This is a genomic window from Sphingomonas sp. SP2 (genome assembly GCF_058313385.1).
The window spans coordinates 1,598,968-1,618,432 of sequence record NZ_JBZFLD010000001.1; the positions used below are offsets into that span (position 1 = coordinate 1,598,968).

General features: G+C 70.0%; 11 protein-coding genes. 4 read left to right on the forward strand and 7 right to left on the reverse strand.

Features of this window, described 5'->3' with window-relative positions; all coding sequences use genetic code 11:
* Window positions 1-4: 4 nt before the first annotated feature.
* Genes AC4GYU_RS08205 through AC4GYU_RS08215 form a run of 3 tightly spaced genes read right to left on the reverse strand, consistent with a single transcriptional unit; the run spans window position 5 to window position 5,799 of the window.
* On the reverse strand, window positions 5-1,396 hold the full coding sequence (locus AC4GYU_RS08205; RefSeq protein WP_491086396.1) for an efflux transporter outer membrane subunit: 1,392 nt from the start codon (window positions 1,394-1,396) through the stop codon (window positions 5-7).
* Complete coding sequence (locus tag AC4GYU_RS08210; protein WP_491086397.1) at window positions 1,393-4,602, reverse strand: efflux RND transporter permease subunit; 3,210 nt, start codon at window positions 4,600-4,602, stop codon at window positions 1,393-1,395. The genes AC4GYU_RS08205 and AC4GYU_RS08210 overlap by 4 nt, the downstream gene beginning before the upstream one ends.
* Before the next feature lie 6 nt (window positions 4,603-4,608).
* The gene (locus AC4GYU_RS08215) at window positions 4,609-5,799 is read right to left on the reverse strand and encodes an efflux RND transporter periplasmic adaptor subunit (protein WP_491086904.1); all 1,191 of its coding nucleotides are present in this window, start codon (window positions 5,797-5,799) and stop codon (window positions 4,609-4,611) included.
* A 286-nt stretch (window positions 5,800-6,085) separates the two neighbouring features.
* Here AC4GYU_RS08215 and AC4GYU_RS08220 point away from each other — a divergent pair, with 286 nt between their 5' ends.
* Genes AC4GYU_RS08220 through AC4GYU_RS08230 form a run of 3 tightly spaced genes read left to right on the forward strand, consistent with a single transcriptional unit; the run spans window position 6,086 to window position 12,719 of the window.
* Entirely contained in the window at window positions 6,086-8,305 is a 2,220-nt protein-coding gene (locus AC4GYU_RS08220) for an autotransporter assembly complex protein TamA (RefSeq protein WP_491086398.1), read from the forward strand.
* Complete coding sequence (locus tag AC4GYU_RS08225) at window positions 8,305-12,537, forward strand: translocation/assembly module TamB domain-containing protein (protein ID WP_491086399.1); 4,233 nt, start codon at window positions 8,305-8,307, stop codon at window positions 12,535-12,537. Before AC4GYU_RS08220 ends, AC4GYU_RS08225 begins: the two co-directional genes overlap by 1 nt.
* Entirely contained in the window at window positions 12,537-12,719 is a 183-nt protein-coding gene (locus tag AC4GYU_RS08230; RefSeq protein WP_491086400.1) for a hypothetical protein, read from the forward strand. The genes AC4GYU_RS08225 and AC4GYU_RS08230 overlap by 1 nt, the downstream gene beginning before the upstream one ends.
* Window positions 12,720-12,725: 6 nt before the next feature.
* On the opposite strand, the gene AC4GYU_RS08235 is transcribed toward AC4GYU_RS08230, so the two are convergent.
* The 4 genes from AC4GYU_RS08235 to AC4GYU_RS08250 all read right to left on the reverse strand — a co-directional run bounded on the left by AC4GYU_RS08235 (window position 12,726) and on the right by AC4GYU_RS08250 (window position 18,448).
* Window positions 12,726-13,493: a molybdopterin-dependent oxidoreductase gene (locus tag AC4GYU_RS08235; protein WP_491086401.1), complete on the reverse strand. Its 768-nt coding sequence runs from the start codon at window positions 13,491-13,493 to the stop codon at window positions 12,726-12,728.
* On the reverse strand, window positions 13,490-14,377 hold the full coding sequence (locus AC4GYU_RS08240) for a cytochrome b/b6 domain-containing protein (protein ID WP_491086402.1): 888 nt from the start codon (window positions 14,375-14,377) through the stop codon (window positions 13,490-13,492). The genes AC4GYU_RS08235 and AC4GYU_RS08240 overlap by 4 nt, the downstream gene beginning before the upstream one ends.
* 104 nt (window positions 14,378-14,481) lie before the next feature.
* Window positions 14,482-16,845 carry a YbcC family protein gene (locus tag AC4GYU_RS08245; RefSeq protein WP_491086403.1) on the reverse strand — a complete coding sequence of 788 codons (2,364 nt, stop codon included), beginning with the start codon at window positions 16,843-16,845 and terminating at the stop codon, window positions 14,482-14,484.
* A gap of 31 nt (window positions 16,846-16,876) precedes the next feature.
* Complete coding sequence (locus AC4GYU_RS08250) at window positions 16,877-18,448, reverse strand: proton-conducting transporter transmembrane domain-containing protein (protein ID WP_491086404.1); 1,572 nt, start codon at window positions 18,446-18,448, stop codon at window positions 16,877-16,879.
* Between the two features lie 94 nt (window positions 18,449-18,542).
* Between AC4GYU_RS08250 and AC4GYU_RS08255 the strand changes: the two genes are divergently transcribed.
* A complete protein-coding gene (locus AC4GYU_RS08255; RefSeq protein ID WP_491086405.1) occupies window positions 18,543-19,424 on the forward strand; it encodes a LysR family transcriptional regulator in 882 nt (293 codons plus the stop codon).
* The last annotated feature ends 41 nt before the right edge of the window (window positions 19,425-19,465 follow it).

Consider the following 19,465-nt stretch of genomic DNA (forward strand, 5'->3'; position numbering starts at 1 on the left):
GGGTCTAGATCCCGTCGCCCCCGAGCGCGCGATAGAGCGCGACGCCGTTGCGGGCCTGGGCGAGCCGGGCCGCGGCGAGGTTGCGCTCGGCGGCATAGGCCGAACGCTGCGCATCAAGGGTGGTGAGGAAGGGATCGATCCCTTCGCGGTAGCGGGCCTGAACGAGCGTCACCGTCTGCCGGGCCGCGGCGACATTGCGCTGGTTCGCCGCCACCCGGTCCCCGATCGTGCCCTTGTCCGCGAGCGCATCGGCGACTTCGCGGAAAGCGGTCTGGATCGCCTGCTCGTAGCGCGCCACCGCGGCGTCGCGCTCGGCCTCGCGCAATCGCACCGTCGCCCGCCGCGTCCCGCCCGAGAAGATCGACTGGCGCGCGTCGGCCGCGGCGGAGAAAGCGAAGGCGCCCCCGCTGAACAGGCCGGTCAGCGTGTCGCTCGCAAGCCCAAGCAGCCCGGTCAGCGAGATGGACGGGAACAGCGCCGCGCGTGCCGCGCCGATCTCGGCATTGGCCGCCCGCAGCTGATATTCGGCCTCGATGATGTCGGGCCGGCGAAGGAGGATTCGGCTGTCGAGGCCGGCCGGCAGGCTGGCGACGCTGCCCGCAACCGAATCCAGCGACGTCGGCAGCAGCGACGGCGCGACCGGCGCCCCGACCAGCAATTGCAGCAGGTTGAGGTCCTGCGCCCGGAGCGCTCGCTGCTGGGCGAGGTCGGCCCGCGCGGTCTCCAGAATCTGCTGCGCCTGGAGGAGGTCGGTGCGCGGCGCGATCCCGCCCTTCAGCCGCGCCTCGGTCAGCGCCCGGCTGCGCTCGGCCGAGCGGACCGTGTCCTCGGCAATGGCGAGAAGGCTGCTGTCGAAGGCATAGCTTAGCCACGCGTCGGCGATGTCGCCAATCAGCGCGACCCGCACCCCGCGCTCGGCCGCGCCGGTCGCAAGCAGCCGGGCCTGGTCGGCGCGGGTCAGCGAGGCGAGCCGCCCGAACAGGTCGAGCTCGAACGAGGGAAGGAGGCTCGCCGATCCGCCGATCCACACCCCGTTGATGTCGCCGTCGGCGTTGCGGCGCGGTGTGACCTCGACCCCGGCGGCGGCATCGAGCTGCGGCAGCTGCGCCCCGCGCGTGATCCGTACCTGCGCCCGCGCCGCGGCGATGTTGGCGGCGGCGACGCGAAGGTCGCGGTTGTTCTGGAGCGCCTGCGCGATCAGCGTCTGCAACCGCACGTCGCGGAAAACGTCGCGGTGACCGAAGGCCGGCAGGGCAGGGGCCTCTGCCCGATAGGGATCGCCTACCGGCCAGACCGACGGCACCGGCGCGGCGGGCGTCTGGTAGGCCGGATCCATCGAGCGGCAGCCCGCCAGCAGGATCGCGGCGCCGGCGGCGCCAAGGGTCAGCTTCTTCATGCGGTCGCCTCGTCGCTGGCGGGGGCAGGCCGGCGCCGCGTCAGTCGGGTCCGGATATAGGTCAGCCCTTCCTTGGCCCCGCGCCGGACCAGCACGAAGAAGAGCGGGATATAGAAGAGCGCGAGGAGGGTCGCGGTCAGCATCCCGCCGATCACCGCAGTTCCGATCGCGATCCGGCTGTTGGCGCCGGCACCGGTCGACAGCGCCAGCGGAAGCACGCCGAAGATGAAGGCGAAGCTGGTCATCAGGATCGGCCGCAGCCGGATCCGCGCCGCCTCGAGCGCGGCTTCCATCACCGGCTTGCCGGCGCGCTCGGCCTGTTCGGCGAACTCGATCATCAGGATCGCATTCTTGGCCGCCAGCCCCATAGTCGTCAGCAGGCCGATCTGCAGATAGACGTCATTCTCGAGCCCACGCAGAGTCACGGCGAAGACCGCGCCGACCAGCCCCAGCGGGATGACCAGCAGCACCGCGACGGGGATCGACCAGCTTTCGTAGAGCGCCGCAAGGCAGAGGAAGACGACCAGCAGCGACAGGCCGTAAAGCAAGGGCGCCTGGCCCGACGACAGCCGTTCCTGGAAGGACGCGCCCGACCAGGCGACGCTCGTCCCAGGGATCTGCGAGGCCAGTTCCTCCATCCGCATCATCGCCTCGCCCGAGCTGACGCCCGGCGCCGGCGTGCCCTGGAGTTCGAACGAAGGCACGCCCTGGAAGCGCGACAGGCTGCTCGGCCCGGTGCTCCAGCCGGTCTGCGCGAAGGAGGAGAAGGGCGTCATCTGCCCGTCCGACGAGCGCACATACCATTGGCCGAGGTCCGACGGGTCGGCGCGATAGGGCGCGTCGCCCTGGACGTAGACACGCTTCACCCGGCCATTGTCGATGAAGTCGTTGACGTAGCGCCCGCCCCAGGCGGTCGCGAGCGTGTTGTTCACGTCGGCGGAGTTGAGGCCGTAGGCGGTCAGTCGCTGCGGATCGACGTCGACCTTGAGGTTGGCGACATCGGGGAGGTCGCTCTGGCGAACCGAGGCGAGCAGCGGATCCTGGCTTGCCTCGGCGATCAGGCGGTCGCGCGCGGCCTGGAACTGCTCGCGGCTAAGCCCGCCGCGGTTCTGAAGCTGCATGTTGAAGCCGCTGGTCTGGCCGAGCCCGCGGATCGCGCCCGGTACCAGCGCGAAGACCTGCGCGTCGCGGAATCCGCGGAAGGCGCCCGACGCCCGCTCGACGATCGCGTCGGCGCTGTTTTCCTTGCCCTTGCGCTCGTCCCACGGCGCGAGGTTGATGAAGCCCTGACCCGTATTCTGGCCGGTCGCGCCGCCGCCGCCACCCCCGCCCGCGACGGTGAAGACCGTGGCCAAATTCTTGGCTTCGTAGCGCTGGAGATATTGCTCGATCTGGCGCTGCACCTCGAGCGTCCGCTGCTGCGTCGCGCCGGCGGGCAGGCGGAACTGGATGCTCGCCGCTCCCTGGTCCTCGGTCGGCAGGAAGCTGGTGGGCAGGCGGCCGAAGAGGAGAATGAGGATCAGGCAGATCGCGCCGTAGATCAGCAGGAACAGCTTCTTGCGGTCGATGACGCTGGTCACCGCGCCCGTATAGCGCGCTACCCCGCGGTCGAAGGTCCGGTTGAACCCGTCCTGGAAGCGGTGGGCAAAACGCTGGAAGGCGTTGCGGTCCTCGCGCTCGGCAAGCTCCTGGTCGTGCGGCTTGCGCGCCTTCAGCAAGGTCGCGGTGATCGCCGGGCTGAGGATCAGCGCGACCAGCACCGACAGCACCATGCAGCTGATGATGGTGATCGAGAATTGCTGGTAGATGACGCCGGTCGAGCCGCCGAAGAAGGCCATCGGCAGGAACACCGCCGACAGGACCACGGCGATCGCCACCAGCGCGACTTGGATCTCCTTCATCGAGATCTCGGTCGCCTCGCGCGGGCTCATGCCCGGATTTTCCTCCATCAGCCGCTCGACATTCTCGACCACCACGATCGCGTCATCGACGAGGAGACCGATCGCCAGCACCAGGCCGAACAGGGTCAGCGTGTTGATCGAGAAGCCGAGCAGGTAGAAGACCGCGAAGGTGCCGAGCAGGACGACCGGGACGGCAATCGCCGGAACGAGGGTCGCCCGCCAGCTCTGCAGGAAGACGAACATCACGATGACGACCAGCACGACCGCCTCGAGCAGGGTCTTCACCACCTCGTCGACCGACAGCTTGATGAAGGCCGTGGTGTCGTTGGCGTAGGCGACCTTGAGGCCTTCGGGGAAACTCTCCTGGAGCTCGCCGACCCGTTCCTTGATGAGTTCGGCGGTCTTGAGCGCGTCGGCGCCCGGAGCGAGGCTGATCGCCATGCCCGCGCCCGGATGGCCGTTGACCCGGCTGATCGCATTGTAGCTTTCGGCGCCGAGTTCGACCCGCGCGACGTCGGCGACCCGCACGGTCGCGCCGCTCGGCTCAGTCTTGAGGACGATATTCTCGAACTGCTCGGGGGTGCGAAGCCGCGACTGGGCGGTGACCGTGGCGTTGAGCAGCTGGTCGGCGGGGGCGGGGAGGCTCCCGACCTCGCCCGCGGCAACCTCAGTATTCTGGTTCTGGATGGCGGTGACCACGTCGCCCGGCATCAATCCGACCGCGGCCAGCCGCTGCGGGTTGAGCCAGATCCGCATCGCCCGCGACGAACCGAACACGTTGACGTCGCCGACACCCTCGACCCGCGACAGCGAGTCCTGGATGTTCGAGGTCAGATAGTCCGACACGTCGATGTTCGATCGCTGGTCGGTCTGGTCGTAGACGGCGACGATCAGCAGGAAGTCGGGGTTCGACTTGGTCACCCGGACGCCCTGCTGCTGGACCTGCTGCGGAAGGCGCGAGACCGCCTGCTGGACCTGGTTCTGGACCTGCACTTGCGCGGTGTCGGGATCGGTCCCCTTGGCGAACACCGCCGAGATGCTGACCGACCCGCGCGACGAGGAGGTCGAGGAGAAATAGAGCAGCCCGTCGATCCCGGTCAGCTGCTGCTCGAGGATCTGCGTGACGCTGTTCTCGACCGTCTCCGCCGAGGCGCCGGGATAGGTGGCGCGGATATTGACCTGCGGCGGGGCGACGTCGGGATATTGCTCGACCGGCAATTGCGTGATGGCGCCGATCCCGGCGAGCATCACGATGATCGCCAGCACCCAGGCGAAGATCGGGCGGTTGATGAAGAGCTGCGACACTGTGGCTTAGCGCCCCCGTCCGGACGCAGCCGGCCCGCCGCCGCCGCCCTCGCCCGCCGGGCGCGGCGCGATCTTCTGCGGCGCGCTTGCCGGAACGGGCTTGATCGGTGCCCCGTCCTTGAGGTTGGCGAGCCCTTGCGTGATGACCTTGTCACCCGCCTTGATCCCGCCGGTGATGACCCAGTCGGACCCGTAGGTCCGGTCGGCCATGACCTTGCGCCGCTCCGCCTTGTTGTTGGCGCCGACGACGAACACGAACGCGTCGCCCCCGATATCGCGCTGCACCGCGCTCTGCGGGAGGAGGATCGCGTTGGGCGTCACCGCCTGCGCGAACACCGCCTTCACGAACGAACCCGGAAGCAGGGTCCCCTGTGGGTTGGGGAAGCGCGCCCGGAGCGTCACCGTCCCCGTGCTCTCGTTCACGACCACTTCGGAAAACTGGACGGTGCCGGTGAAGCCGTAATCGCTGCCGTCGTCGAGCTTGAGGCGAACCTGCGTGCTTCCCGGGGTGACCCCGCCGCTCGCCAGCGCCCGGCGCAGCGCGGTGAGGTCCGCGGCCGACTGCTGGATGTCGACATAGATGGGATCGGTGCGCTGGATCACCGCCAGCGGCTCGGTCTGGTTCTGGTTGACAAGCGCGCCCTGGGTGAAGAGCGAGCGTCCGATCCGCCCGCTGATCGGCGCACGGATGGTGGTGAAGCGAAGGTTGATCCGGGCCGTGTCGAGCGCCGCATTATTCTGCGCCACCGCGGCCGTCGCCTGCCGCGCCTGCGCCGCCGCGTCGGTATATTCCTGCTGGCTGACCGCCTCGATCTGCGCCAGCGGGCGATAGCGATTGGCCTTGGCCTGCGCTGCCTGCGCCGCCGCTCGGGCGCTCGCGACATTGGCATTCGCCTGGTTCACCGCCGCCCGGTAGAGGCTCGGATCGACCTGGTAGAGCGGCTGGCCCTGGCGGACGACGCTGCCCTCGCTGAACAGCCGACGCTGGATGAGGCCGCTGACCTGTGGCCGGACCTCCGACGTTTCGAACGCTACCGCGCGCCCGCCAAGCTCGCTCACCACCGGCACCGAGGTGATCGCCGCCGTGACGAAGCCGACCTGCGTCGGACCGCGCGCACCCGCGCCACCACGCTGCTGCTGCGCGGTCGATGAATCGGAGCAGCCCGCAAGGCCGCCGATCATCAGGCCGGCGACCATCAGGGCAGTGGACACATGAAGACGGTGGTGCGACGGGCGAAGCGTCGTGAACTTCATCAAGTTTATTATCCTGTGCAGCGCTCGCGCTGGTGCCGGAACGACAGCCACGCCACAAGTGTCCGGTCACTGGTCGAAAGGCGGTAATCGATGAACGGAAGGGGAATGGGCCCGGAAATCGCGTCGTGTCGCTTCAGCAACAGTCGGGCGGCGAAGCGCGCGTCGCAGGAACGAAGCGTCCGCAGCGCGTTTTCAAGCGCTATCGACCGCCGGAGCCACCGGCGCCCCCGTGCATGCTGAAGGACAAGCTTTTCTGACCCGCGTTTCTCCTTCGGGCACCTGCAACCGGATTGCCGCGCTCCATCGCTCGCTCCTTGCGGGAGTCGCTGGCCTGTTCCTCTTCGCAAGTCCCGCCGCGGCCCAGGTCCGCGCGCCGGCGCCCGAACGCCCGCTCTGTCCGCCCGAGACGCCCATCGTCGCGCCGCCGCCCGCCGGGGCCGCCCTGCCGACGGTCGAGCCGATCGTCTGCCGAGAGGAAGTCGAGAAGGACGCGCCGCCGCTCGGCGCGGACGATCCCGCCCTCCAGCAGCCGCTCGAAAGCGTCGCCGAATTCGAGGCGAAGCTGCGTGCCGGCGAGAGCGCGACCGGCGAAGTCGCGCCGAGCAGCGATCCCGAGCTTGCCCGACCGCTTGCCCCGCTCGACCAGTTCGACGTCCGCGAAGTCGAGCTTGCGCAGCCCGATCCCGACCAGCCCGCGGCCGACTTCCGCTACACCGTCCGCCTCGACGGCCTCGACGCGGCCGACGACATCAGCGCCGCTGCGCTGAAGAGCGAGTTCAACGATCTCTCGGCGCTTCGCGACGGAGACGGCAAGGCCGCCAACGAGGCGCAGCTCTCGGCCCGGCTCGAAGAGGACAGCAAGCTCGTCCAGCGCATTCTCCAGGCCGAGGGCTGGTATGACGCGACCGTCCAGACCCGCGTCGACCGCAATGCTGCCGCGCCCGCCGAGCCCGCGACCGCGATCCTCACCGTCTCGCCCGGCACGCGCTACACGATTGCCACGATCAAGGTCGAAGCCGATCCCACCGTCCCGGCCGATCTCATCGCCACCAACCTTCCGCTCAAGATCGGCGAGCCCATCGTCGCCCAGCGGATCCAGGGTGCCGAGGCGAATGTCGCGCTTGCGCTTCCCCAGAACGGCTATCCCTTCGCCACCGTTGGCCAACGTGACGTCCTGCTCGACCAGGATACCAAGCTCGGCGACTACACGCTTCCCGTCACGGTCGGTCCGCGCGGCCGCTTCGGCGGCTTCCGCACCGAGGGCGACCTTGCCTTCGGCGTCCCCCATGTCGCGACGCTGGCCCGGTTCAAGCGCGGCGAGCTCTACGACAGCCGCGACGTCGACGACCTCCGCCAGGCCTTGGTCGCAACCGGCCTCTTTTCAACCGTCGCCGTCGCGCCCGAGCGCAGCGGGCAGGTCAATCCCGACGGAACCGAGGACATCACGCTCCTCGTGACGCAGGACGCCGGGCCGCCGCGGACACTCGCCGCAAGCGCGGGCTATGGCACCGGTCAGGGCCTTCGGGTCGAGGGAAGCTGGACCCACCGCAACCTCTTCCCGCCCGAAGGCGCGCTCGTCACCAGCATCGTCGCGGGCACGCAGGAGCAGGGCGCGAGCGCGATCTTCCGCCGCTCCAACGCCGGTCGCCGCGACCGCACCTTCCAGGCCGGAATTGAGGCGCGCCGCAGCCGCTTCGACGCCTTCGATGCCCTGACCGGCCGCTTGTTCGCGCGGCTCAGCTACGACAGCACGCCGATCTGGCGGAAGACGATCACCTGGGGCCTTGGCGCCGAGATCGTCGGGACGGTGGAGAAGGATTCGCTCATCGCCCGCGAGGGCCGGGCCGACCGAAAGTTCCTGATCGGCGCCCTCATCGGCCAGCTCGGGTTCGACCGCACCGACAGCCTGCTCGATCCGACCAAGGGCTTCCGGGCCCAGATCCTGGTCCAGCCCGAAGGGGCGCTCAGCGACGGCTTCCGGCCCTATCTGCGCAGCCAGCTCGACGGCAGCGGCTATTATCCCTTCGGCGATAATCTGGTCGTCGCCGGACGAGCCCGGATCGGGACCACGCTCGGGATCGACCGCTTCGACCTCGCGCCCTCGCGCCGTTTCTATGCCGGCGGCGGCGGTTCGGTCCGCGGCTTCGGCTACCAGCAATTGGGGCCGAAGGACCCCGACAATAATCCGCTCGGCGGGCTCAGCCTGGTCGAGGCGGCGGGCGAGGTCCGCTATCGCTTCGGCGATTATGGCGTCGCCGGCTTTGTCGACGTCGGCCAGGTCTATGACCGCCGGGTCCCGACCTTCAAGGATCTGCGCGCGGGCGTCGGCATCGGCGCGCGTTACTATACCAGCTTCGGTCCGCTCCGGGTCGATGTTGCGACCCCGCTTGGCCGCCGGCCGGGCGAGAGCCGCTTCAATGTCTACATCTCGATCGGCCAGGCCTTCTGATGACCGCCGCTACCGCCGCCGACCCGGTCGAGGTCCACGAACGGGTCCTCGTCCGCCGCAAGCCCTGGCCCGTGCGCATCGCTTCATGGCTCCTCGGGCTGCTGCTCGTCCTCCTGCTCCTTGCCGGCCTCGTCGTCGTCGGGATCAATACCGATCCTGGCCGGCGCTTTGTCGCCGACCGGATCGAGCGGCTCGAATTCGCCAACGGAATGAAGATCGGCATCGGCCGGATCGAGGGCTCGCTCTATGGTGACCTCACCATCCGCCGCTTCACCTTGTCCGATCCCAAGGGGGTCTTCTTCTCCTCGCCCCTGGTCCGGCTCGACTGGCGTCCGCTCGAATATTTCAACAACAGGGTCGTCGTCCGCGGGCTGACCGCCAACACCGCGACCCTTGCGCGGCTGCCCGAATTCCGCGCCTCGCCGCCGAGCGACGGGCCGATCCTTCCCGATCTCGACATCGAACTGTCCCGCCTGAAGATCGACCGGCTGGTGATCGAACCGGCCGTCACCGGCGAGCGGCGGGTCGGCTTCGTCGACGGCTGGGCGAAGATCGCCGACCGGCGCGCGCAGGTGAAGCTCGACGCGGCGGTGATCGGTGGCGAGGGGAGGGCCGGGGGCGACCGCCTCGCGCTCCGGCTCGACGCCGTTCCCGACGATAACAGGCTTGCGCTCGACGCCTTCGTCAGCGCCCCGGCCGACGGGCTCCTCGTCAAGCTCGCCGGCCTTTCCGCGCCGCTTCAGGTCAAGCTGCAGGGGAGGGGCGACTGGCGGCAGTGGAACGGCAACCTCCTTGCCGACCTCGACCGCGTGCCCTTCGCCCGGCTGGCGCTGACCGCGCGCAACGGCACCTTCGGCGTGCGCGGCCCGACCCGGGTTGCCCGCCTGTTCGAAGGCCCGACCGCCGCTTTGCTCGGCCCGATCACCACCATCGCGCTCCAGTCGACCTGGGAAGATCGCCGCGCCGACCTCTCCGGCACGGCCTCGAGCGACGCCTTCAAGCTCGTTGCCAATGGCGTCGCCGACCTTGGCCGCAATCGCTTCGAAGGCATGAAGGTCGACTTCGGCCTGCTCAAACCCGCGGTGCTTGCGCCCAACCTTGCGGGACGCGACCTGCGCGCGGTCGCCACGCTCGACGGCGATCTTGCCCGCCCGACGGTCGACTACCGCGTGACCGCGACCACGCTCGCCTTCAACGACATCGGCCTCCAGGCGCTCGACGCCCGCGGCAAGGCCCGCTTCGACCGCAGCCAGATGATCGTGCCCGTCGCCGCCACCGCACGCGCGATCACCGGGCTCGACGTCGCCGCCGGCGGGACCATCCGCAACGTCCGCCTCGACGGCGACCTGGCGGTCGACTGGCCGCGGATCGTGTCGGACAATTTGCGCCTCCGCGCCGACCGGATCGACGCCGAGGCCATCGTCCTCGCCGACGTCGCCAAGGGGCTCTACACCGGCGCGATCGAGGGCCGGGTCAACAACTACCGGATCGACAGCCTCGGCATCTTCTCGATCGCCACCACCGCCGACGTGAAGACCCTCGCCAACGGCGGCTTCGCCCTCGTCGGAAAGGTCCGCGCCCAGTCGACCCGCCTGTTCAACGACGGCCTGCGCGAATTCCTCGGCGGCAATCTCACTGCGTCGAGCAACGTCGCCTACGGTACCGACGGGATCATCCGTTTCTCGAGCCTTCGCCTCCGCTCGCCCGAGCTCCGGGTCGACGACGGGCGGGGAAGCTATTCGCCCGACGGCCGGATCGCACTGGTCGCCCGCGGCGTCTCGCGGCCTTATGGCCCGGTCGGGGTCGAAGTCGCCGGGACCGTCTCCAGCCCGCGTGCGATCGTCACGGCCGCGCGCCCCGGCTTCGGGCTCGGGATCGCCGGCCTCCGCGCCGAGATCCGCAGCGTCGGCAACGCCTATCAGGTGAATGCCGCCGGCCGCAGCGATTATGGTCCGTTCACCGCCGATGTCGCGGTCGCGACCGCCGCGGGCCCGCTGACCATCGACATTCGCCGCGCGACCCTCGCCGGGATCACCGCCAGCGGCCGCGTCCGCCAGACCGCCGCCGGGCCCTTCGCGGGCCAGCTCGACGCGCGCGGACAGGGACTTGCCGGCCTTGTCCGGCTCGCCGCCGCGGGCCGCTACCAGCAGGCGCTGATCAATCTCCGCGCCCAGGATGCGCTGCTCCCGGCCCCCGCCAACATCGCGGTCGGGGCCGCGATCGTCGACGCGCAGGTCACGCTCTACGACCAGCCCGAGATCATCGCCGACGCGCAGTTTGCCCGCGCGCGCTTCGGCTCGACCGACATTTCGGCGCTCCGGACCATCATCAACTATCGCGGCGGGCGCGGCTTCGCCCGCGGCATCGCCGAAGGCAATTCGGGCGTGCCCTTCCGGCTGGCCTTCAACAGCGAGCTAGCACCCGACCTCTGGCGCGCCGCGCTCAAGGGCCGGGTCAACGGCGTCGACGTCCGCACCGACAGCCCCGCCCGGATCGTCCCGCGCCAGGGAAGCTACGAGCTCCTCCCGACTCGGATCGTGCTCGACCAGGGCAGTGCCCGCCTGTCGGGCACCTACGGTCGCGGGCTGCGCCTCCAGAGCCGGATCGACGGGGTCGACATGACCCTCGTCAACCTCTTCACCCCGGGCCTCGGGATTGGTGGCCGGGCGACCGGGAGCATCGACTTCGCGCAGGTCGGGAACGGCTTCCCGACGCTCGATGCCAGCCTTGCCATCCGCGGCTTCACCCGCACCACCGCCGCGGCGGTCAGCCGCCCCCTCGACGTCAACCTCGTCGCGCGGCTCGCGCCCGGCACGGGCACGCTCAACGCCGTGATGCGGACCCGCGGCACGGTCGTCGGCCGCGTCCAGGCGGCGATCACCCCCGTTCGCGGCGGCAGCTGGACCGAGCAGATCGCCCGCGCGCCGCTGCGGGGCGGGATCCGCTACACCGGGCCCGCCGACGCTCTTTTCTCGCTCGCCGGTCTTTCCGACCAGAGCCTCAGCGGACCGCTCGGGGTCGCCGCCGATTTCTCCGGCCGGGTCGAGCAGCCTTCGCTCCAGGGCATCGTCCGCGGCCGCAACCTCACCTACGCCAACGCCACCTACGGCACGCGCCTGACCGAGCTCGCGCTGCAGGGTCGCTTCACCGGCGAGCGGCTGCAGGTCGACCAGCTCACCGCGCGCGCCGGCGGCGGCACGGTCCGGGGCAGCGGCTATGTCAGCCTCGCCGCCGCCAGTGGCTATCCGGCCGACTTGGACCTCACCCTCAACGACGCCCGTCTCGCCAACAGCGAGTCGCTGCGGGTCGAGGCGACCGGCAACGTCCGCCTGCTCAAGCCCGCCAACCAGCCGCCGGTGCTGAGCGGGACCGTGCGCCTGCCCGCGACCCGCTACCAGATCGTCCGCCAGGGCGCGGCGCAGGTGCCCGAGCTGACCGGGGTCCGCTTCAAGCCGCCGCGGGGCCGTCCGCGGGTCACCGGCGATGCACCGCCGCCCTCGGCCGCCGCGTCCTTCGGCGACGTCCGCCTCGACCTCGCCATCGTCGCTCCCGGTCAATTGTTCGTCTCGGGCATGGGCCTCGAATCCGAATGGCGCGCCAACCTCAAGGTGACCGGAAGCAGCCAGGCCCCGCGCATCGCCGGAACGGTCGACCTCGTCCGCGGCACCTTGGGTTTTGCCGGCCGCTCCTTCGCGCTTCAGGAAGGGCAGATCCGCTTCAACGGCGGGACCACCGGCGATGCCACCGTCGCGCTTAGCGCCACCGAGACGATCGAGGATGTCGACGTCACGGTGAACGTCACCGGCGCCGCGCTCGACCCCAGGATCAGCTTCACCAGCTCGCCCGGCCTGCCCCAGGACGAGATCGTCTCGCGCATCCTCTTCGGCAATTCGGTCGGCCAGTTGTCGGCGATCCAGGCGGTCCAGCTCGCCGCTTCGCTCAACAGCCTGCGCGGCTCGGGCGGCGGCCTCAATCCGCTCGGCAAGCTGCGCCAGGTCGCGGGCATCGACCGGCTTCGGATCCTCGGCCCCGACGATACGATCGGCCGCGGCACCGCGCTCGCCGCCGGCAAGTATATCGGCGACGACATCTATCTCGAAGTCGTGACCGACGCGCGCGGCTTCACCGCCACTCAGCTCGAGGTGACGCTCAGCCGCTCGCTCTCGATCCTCAGCCAGGCCGGCGGCTCAGGCAGCACCAACGTCAGCGTGCGGTATCGCAAGACCTATTGATGCGCGGGCTGCTCCTCCTCGCCGCGCTGGCCGCGCTCGCCGCCTGCAAGGACCGGCGCAGCTTCGACGAGCGCTATTCGGACACCGAGGCAAAGCTCGAGGCCAAGGCGCGGGAACTGGACCAGAATCTTGCCGCGGCCGACAATGAGATGGAGACCGACGGCAACACCGTCCGGCGCTAGTCCGCCCTAGATGCCCGCATACCAGGCATAATCTGCGCGATCCTCCCAGAAGCCGCCCTTGCCGCCGTAGAGATCGTCGAGCCGCTCGCGCGCCTCGATCCGCATGACGAACTTAGCCTGCTTGTAGCCGAGCTGCCGTTCGACCCGCAGCCGGACCGGCGCGCCATGCGGGATGCTCAGCCGCCCGCCGTTCATGTGCGTCGCGAGGATCGTCTGCGGATGAAAGGCATCCACCAGGTCGATCGATTCATAATAAGGCTGCCCGCCGCTGTCGTCGGCGCAGTGGAAGACGATGAACTTCGCCCGGCTCGACATGCCGGCGGCGCGCAGGAGGGGGCCGAGCAAGGGGCCCTGCCATTCGCCGATCGCGCTCCATCCCTCGACGCAGTCGTGGCGCGTGATCTGCCGCCGCTGCGGCGCCGCGGCGAGCTGCGCGAGATTGAGCCGGAGCGGGCGGGCGACCAGCCCGTCGATCACCAGCCGCCAGTCGGCGAACTGGCTTTCCGCCTGCGCCTGATAGAGGCTCGAAGCGGGCATGCTGTTGCCGTTGACCCGGAACACCGGCGACATGTCGAGCCGGCTATACTCCCGGGCGAGCGCGTCGCGCCCCGCGACCAGCCGCTGGGCCCGGTAATGAAGCTGCTCCCCGCCCCGCAGCAGCTCGCGAAACTGCGGCGCGCTGTTGAGCCGGTCGCAGGCCCCGACCGTCAGCCCGCCCGCGGTCAGCGCCAGCCCGCGAAGGAGGTTGCGGCGATCGAACGGGGTCTGGCTCACGCCGCGTCCCTTTCCTTGGGCAGGCGGTAGCGTCCGGTGATCATCGAGCGGACTTCGTTATACGGCCCGGCCAGCACCACCATCGCGATGTGCACGAGGAAGAAGAGCACCAGCAGGAAGGCGGCGATGAAATGAAGCGAGCGGGCCGACTGCCGCCCGCCGAACAGGTCGATCAGGAAGGACCAGCCCGAGGTCATCGCCGGGCTCATGGTAAGGCCGGTGAAGATGACCAGCGGCAGGAGCAGGAACAGGACCCCGGCATAGGCCAGCTTCTGGAGGATGTTGTAGTCGAGGGCGGCCGGTCCGGTCGGAAAGCGCAGCCGGGCATGCTGCTTGATGTCCGCCCACAGATGCCCCGGCGCGACTTCCGCCGCGCGGATCCGGAGGTCCTTCTGGAAATGGCGGTTCCACAGCGACACGATCATGTAGACGAGCAGGCCGACGGAGAGGATCCAGGCGAAGGCGAGATGCCACAGCCGCGCATCGGCGAGGCTGTAGCTCGACGGGATGGTCGCCCAGTGCGGAAAGGCCCGGCGCTGGATCGATCCGTCGGGTGCCTTCCAGTAACCGATGACGCCCGTCGTCTCGAGCCGGACCGGCCCGACGGTCACGTAGCCGTTGGTCGTCGTGCTGCTGACTTCGAGCCAGGCCTTGTCGGGATTGGCGCCATATTGCCCCCAGTAGAGCCGGGGATGGGCGTTGAAGATCATCAGCCCGCTCATCAGCATGACGAGCAGGGTCACCGCATTCACCCAGTGCCAGAGGCGCGTCGAGAGGCGATGCCGCTTGACGAGGTCGCCGCCCTTCGGCGTCGCCGGCTCGAGTTCTTCGGACGAAGTGTCGGGCGTGGCATCGGGTGCCGGCGAAGCGAGCACCGTCGACATCTCAGCGAGTGCCGTCGCGGGGCAGGGGCGTGGCGTCGGAGCAGCCGATCATCGCCTCAGTCTACGTTCGCCGCCCGAGTCTGGCAATCACCGCCACGTGACCGTCACGCCGCGACCAGCGCCCGTTCCTCTTCGCTCCGTTCCGCCTCCCAGCGCAGTGCGCCCGAATAGCGATGCCGACTTCCGTCCTCGCCAAGCGCGAACAGATGCAGCCAGCCATTGTCGAACAGCGCCCGAACGCCCTCGTGCCGGGCAAGGATGTCGCTGATGGCCTCGCGCGGCGCCGCCACGATCACCGATAGCCGCAGCGGCTCGTGGATGAGCCGCTCGCCGTCGCTGACCGACTGGAGCGGCAGCCCGCCGCGCAGCAGTCCGCCATTGCCTTCGACCACGCCAAGCCCGCCGATGACATTGTGCAGCAACTTGTTGCCTGCCCCGAACAACGCGGGCGCGACGGTCGAGCCATAATATTGAAGGCTGATCCAGCTCGCGACGACCACCGGCGCGGTCAGGATGAGTTCGAGGATCCGGAAACCCTCGTCCGCCTGCCAGCGATAATCATGGAGGAAGGCGCGTCCGCCAAGGTCGCGCCCGGCGGTGCTGGCGCGCGGCGCGGCAATGAACGCCTGGCAGCCCGCCAGCGCCCATTCGGGCCGGAGCTCGGCCCAGTTGCGTGCCCGGGCGGCGACGTCCCCGGCATCGCTGGCGCGGGGCAGGCGAAGCGCCCGCTCGGTCGCCGCCAGCCGCCGCGCCTGCGCCAGCCAGCCTTCCGCTTCGCGGATCGACGCGTCATGATTGCCGGCCGGCTGGTCGCCCGTGAACAGGGTCACGGCGTCGGTCGTCGTATCGTGCAGCGCCGCCAGAAAGAGGGTGTCGTCCGGCACCATGATGTCCCGCGCGGCAAGGCCGGTGCGAACGTCGGCCCGGTTGAGCAGGCTGGCCAGCAGCCGCGCATTCACCTCGCCCGAATAGCCGCCGCACGCCCCGCAATGGAGCGCGCTCGCATGGGGGTTGTTGACCGTGTTCGCGCCATGCCCCGCAATCAGCACCAGCGGCGCGAAGTCGCGGGTCAGCGACATGGCGCGAAGGATCGTCTCGGCCGTTGCGACCGCCGTGTCGGTGGGGAGGGGCGGGGTGAAGGCCGGTGCGGGATCGGGCTCCTTCGCCGTCACGCGGCCGAGCGCCTCGCGGACCAGCTTGGCAAGGTAGATCGGCCCGGCCGCCTCGACGAACGCGAAGGAGGACACGGCGGCCAGCTTGAACCGTCCCCATGCGCGCCTGGCCCGGGCGGCGATCCGGGCCGGTCCCGACGTCCCTTCGGCGACAGACTGGAGACCTGGGTTGAGCAGTACCGGGAGCCGCCGCTCCACCACGTCGCTGGCAAAGCGCCGATGCGCCGTGCCGAGCCCGAAGAAGCCGGCAAAGCCGAGCGTCTGGATCGCCGGATCGACGCTTTCCAGCGCACGCCGGAAGACTTCGGATCGAACGTCGATGCAGAAGGCCGCCTGGAGCCGGGGCCGGTCGCTTCCGGTCTTCGCGCCCGGCTGGTCGAGGGTCGCAAACAGCCGCCGCTGCGCAGCCCGTTCGCTCGCCTCCTGGAGCATGGCGTCGATCGCGTCGTCGCTGCTCGGCCCGATCGGCGCGCCATGCGCCGCGACCGCTGCTACCCAGTCGCCGCCGACCGCCGCGCGATAGCAGTCGAGCAGGGCCGCTTCCCACACCAACGCGATGGCGAGGAGGTCGCGCAGCGTCTCGTCGCTCCTGCCCTCGAGCCCGGCCTGCCAGCCCCGATAGCGCGCCACCTGCGCCCAGCCGCCGAGATCGGCAAGCAGCCGCAGCAAATAGCCGTCGAGCGCATCCCTGGAGAGGCCGAGCGCCGTCGCGGCCGCGACCAGGGCCTCGCCGCCCGTCACCGGCATTCTCGCCACATGATCGGCAAAGCCCTCGAGCCCGGCGATCTCGGGCGTGAGGTCGTGGAGCGCGGTCAGCCGCCACCCGGCATAGGCCGTCTCGCCCCGCCGGACCGGCCACAGCGCCTGGCCCTCGTCGAAATAGCCGGCCGCCCAATGGCCGATCCGGTTCCGCACTAGCCCCGGCCAGTCGATCCCGCTCGCCTCGGCCGCAAGCTCGGCCACCGTCGCGGGCGCGGTGACGGTCGTGCGCGGCAGGGATGCCGCTTGCCTGAGGTCGGAAGGGGTCAGCGCGCTTCCCGCCGCCTGCACCGCGCCGGCAAGATCCTCCTCCTCGATCAGACCCTCCGCCAGCCGCTCCGCGAACCACGCGCGGGGCATCACCACCGCCGTGCTCGCCGCTCGCTGCCACCGCGCCGAGGCCATCGCCAGCGGCTCGCCGGCCTGGCCGAGGAAGGGATTGACCGCCACGCTCGCCGCAAGCGGCCACAGCGGCGGGACATGCTCTCCTGCGCGCTCGGCGGCGGCGAGGATCTGATCTCGATCGGACGTCGTCATCGCAGTCATCCTTTGGGAAATGGATCGTCGCTCAGCCCGCCCGCCGCGCCGTCCAGTTGCCGAGCAACCGGTCGACCAGCGCGTTGACGTAAAGGCCGTTCGAAAGATGAACCCGCAGCCCCGCCGCGGCCGGATGCGTCGCCCACAAGGGGAACAGCGCCTGCGCGATCGCGACCAGCCCGAAGCTCAGCACCGCGAGGACGAGCAGCGCCCATTCGAGCGGGCCGGGGAGGGGCGTAGGCGGAAGCGTCCCGCGGGTCAGCCATTCGGCTGCCGTCTGCAGCGCGAAATAGCCAAGGGTCGCCGCCGCCGCATAACCGGCGGTGATCCGCGTCAGCGCGCGCGGCGCCGCGTCGGCGAACCCTTGCGCGATCAGATAGGCCACCCCGAACACCAGGATCGCGCCCAGCGTCAGCGCCTGCGGCGACTTGTGTTCGAAGCCGACCACGGCCCCGAACATCATGCCCACCGCCGCATAGATACCGATCGCGACGAGGAAGGCCCGCCCGACCGCCGTCCCGCTCGGCACCGCCACCGGCCCGGGGCGCCGGATCGCCGCCACCTGCTCGACCGCCCCGCCCGAGGCGAGAAAGGCGTGCGCCTTGTAGAGCGAGTGGGCGACGATGTGCAGCAGCGCGAGCGGGAAGAGCGCCAGCCCGCACTGAAGGATCATGAAGCCCATCTGCGCGACCGTCGACCAGGCGAGCGAGGTCTTCGCCGCCGGCTGGGTCAGCATCACCAGCGCCCCGAACAAAGCGGTGAACCCGCCGACCATCACCAGCAGGGCAAGCACGCCCGGCGCCCCCAGCATGACGTCGGCGAAGCGGATCAGCAGGAAACCCCCGGCATTGATGACCCCGGCATGGAGCAGGGCCGAGACCGGCGTCGGCGCCTCCATCACTTCGGTCAGCCAGCCGTGGGTCGGGAATTGTGCCGACTTGAGGAGCGCCGCCATCGCCAGCAGTCCCGCCGCGCCGACGCCCGCACCGCCGAGCCCGTCCGCCCGCGCCGCCGCGTTGATCGCGCCGATGTCGCCGCTTCCCGTCGCCGCCCATAGCAGCGCTGCCGCGCCGACCAGCGCGACCCCGCCCAGGAGCGAGAAGAGCCTTTTCTTGCGCGCCGCCCGCTGCGCCTCGACCCGGCCGGGATAGAAGAGCAGCAGCCGGTGAATGCAGTAGCTGGTCGCGATCCAGGCGCCGGCAAGCTGGACGAGGTTCCCCGCCGTCACCAGCAGCATCACAGCGGCGATCGCGCTGCACAGCCAGCCCGTGAACCAGCCCTGCCGCACCTCGCCGTCGAGATAGGTCCGGCTGTACCGCACCACGACCCAGCCGATGAACGAGACCAGCAGCAGCATGGTCACGCTCACCGGATCGATCCGCACAGCGAGGCCGAGCCCCGCGCCTCCGACCAGCGCGCTCGTCGCGGGTCCGCCGCTCACCAGCAGCGCCAGCGTTCCGAGCGCGACCGCCAGCGCGCCCAGCGCCGCCGCCTCGGCAATCGCCGGAACCGCACCGGGGCGGATCCCGGGCCGGGCAAAGCCGAGGAAGGCGGCGAGTAGCAGCAGGGCCGGCGCGGCGAAGGGGAGGAGGGAAGAGGTCAAGGCAGGCTCCATCGCGGGACGAACCTTGCCTACCCCGCCAACGTCATCAGCAAAAATGCATTGTTCTAACCGTCTCGTTCTCTAAAACAGAACGATGGCTGCGCTCAACTTCAACCATCTGCGCTACTTCTGGGCGGTCGCGCATGACGGCAACCTCACCCGCACCGCCGAGCGGCTGAACGTCACCCAATCCGCCTTGTCGGTCCAGATCCGCAAGCTCGAGGAGCGCCTCGGCCAGCCCCTGTTCGAACGCCGCGGCCGCCAGCTGCACCTGACCGAGGCCGGGCGGATCGCGCTCGATCATGCCGACGCCATCTTCGCCGCTGGCGACGAACTGGTCGGTACCCTCCGCCAGACCGGCGCCACCCGCCAGGCCCTGCGCGTCGGGGCGCTCGCGACCCTCTCGCGCAACTTCCAGATGGAATTCCTCCGCCCCTTGTTCGGCCGCAACGACATCGAGATCGTGCTTCGTTCGGGCAGCGCGGCCGAGCTCTTCCGCGCGCTCGAGACGCTCAACCTCGACGTGGTCCTCGTCAATCGCCCCCCCGCAAGCGACGCGCTCACCCGCTTCGTCACCCACCGTCTGGCCGAGCAGCCGGTCAGCCTGTTCGGGACCCCGGCCCGCCTTGCCGGGCGGGCGCGCGACGTCGCCGGCCTGCTGGCGGATTGCCCGGTCGTCCTTCCCACCCTCGACAGCGAGATCCGCACCGGCTTCGACGCGCTGATGGACCGGCTCGGCCTTCGCCCGCAGATCGCCGCCGAGGTCGAGGACATGGCGATGCTCCGCCTGCTGGCCCGCGAGGACGTCGGCATTGCCGTCCTTCCGCCGATCGTCGTCCGCGACGAAATCGCCGCCGGCACGCTCTGCGAGGTCGGGCGGATGCCCGGCATCGCCGCCAGCTTCCACGCCGTCACGATGGATCGTCGTTTCCCCAACAAGTGGCTGCGGGAATTGCTGCACGGCGAGCCCGCTTAATCATTGCACTTGAAGGGCAGGGCGCTAGATTGTCGGCGCTC

Excerpts from the sequence above, each read along its gene's own strand:
- AC4GYU_RS08205 (WP_491086396.1), bottom strand. The coding sequence starts at position 1,396 with ATGAAGAAGCTGACCCTTGGCGCCGCCGGCGCCGCGATCCTGCTGGCG.
- AC4GYU_RS08215 (WP_491086904.1), bottom strand. The coding sequence starts at position 5,799 with ATGGTCGCCGGCCTGATGATCGGCGGCCTTGCGGGCTGCTCCGATTCA.
- AC4GYU_RS08225 (WP_491086399.1), top strand. The coding sequence starts at position 8,305 with ATGACCGCCGCTACCGCCGCCGACCCGGTCGAGGTCCACGAACGGGTC.
- AC4GYU_RS08230 (WP_491086400.1), top strand. The coding sequence starts at position 12,537 with ATGCGCGGGCTGCTCCTCCTCGCCGCGCTGGCCGCGCTCGCCGCCTGC.
- AC4GYU_RS08240 (WP_491086402.1), bottom strand. The coding sequence starts at position 14,377 with ATGTCGACGGTGCTCGCTTCGCCGGCACCCGATGCCACGCCCGACACT.
- AC4GYU_RS08245 (WP_491086403.1), bottom strand. The coding sequence starts at position 16,845 with ATGACGACGTCCGATCGAGATCAGATCCTCGCCGCCGCCGAGCGCGCA.
- AC4GYU_RS08255 (WP_491086405.1), top strand. The coding sequence starts at position 18,543 with ATGGCTGCGCTCAACTTCAACCATCTGCGCTACTTCTGGGCGGTCGCG.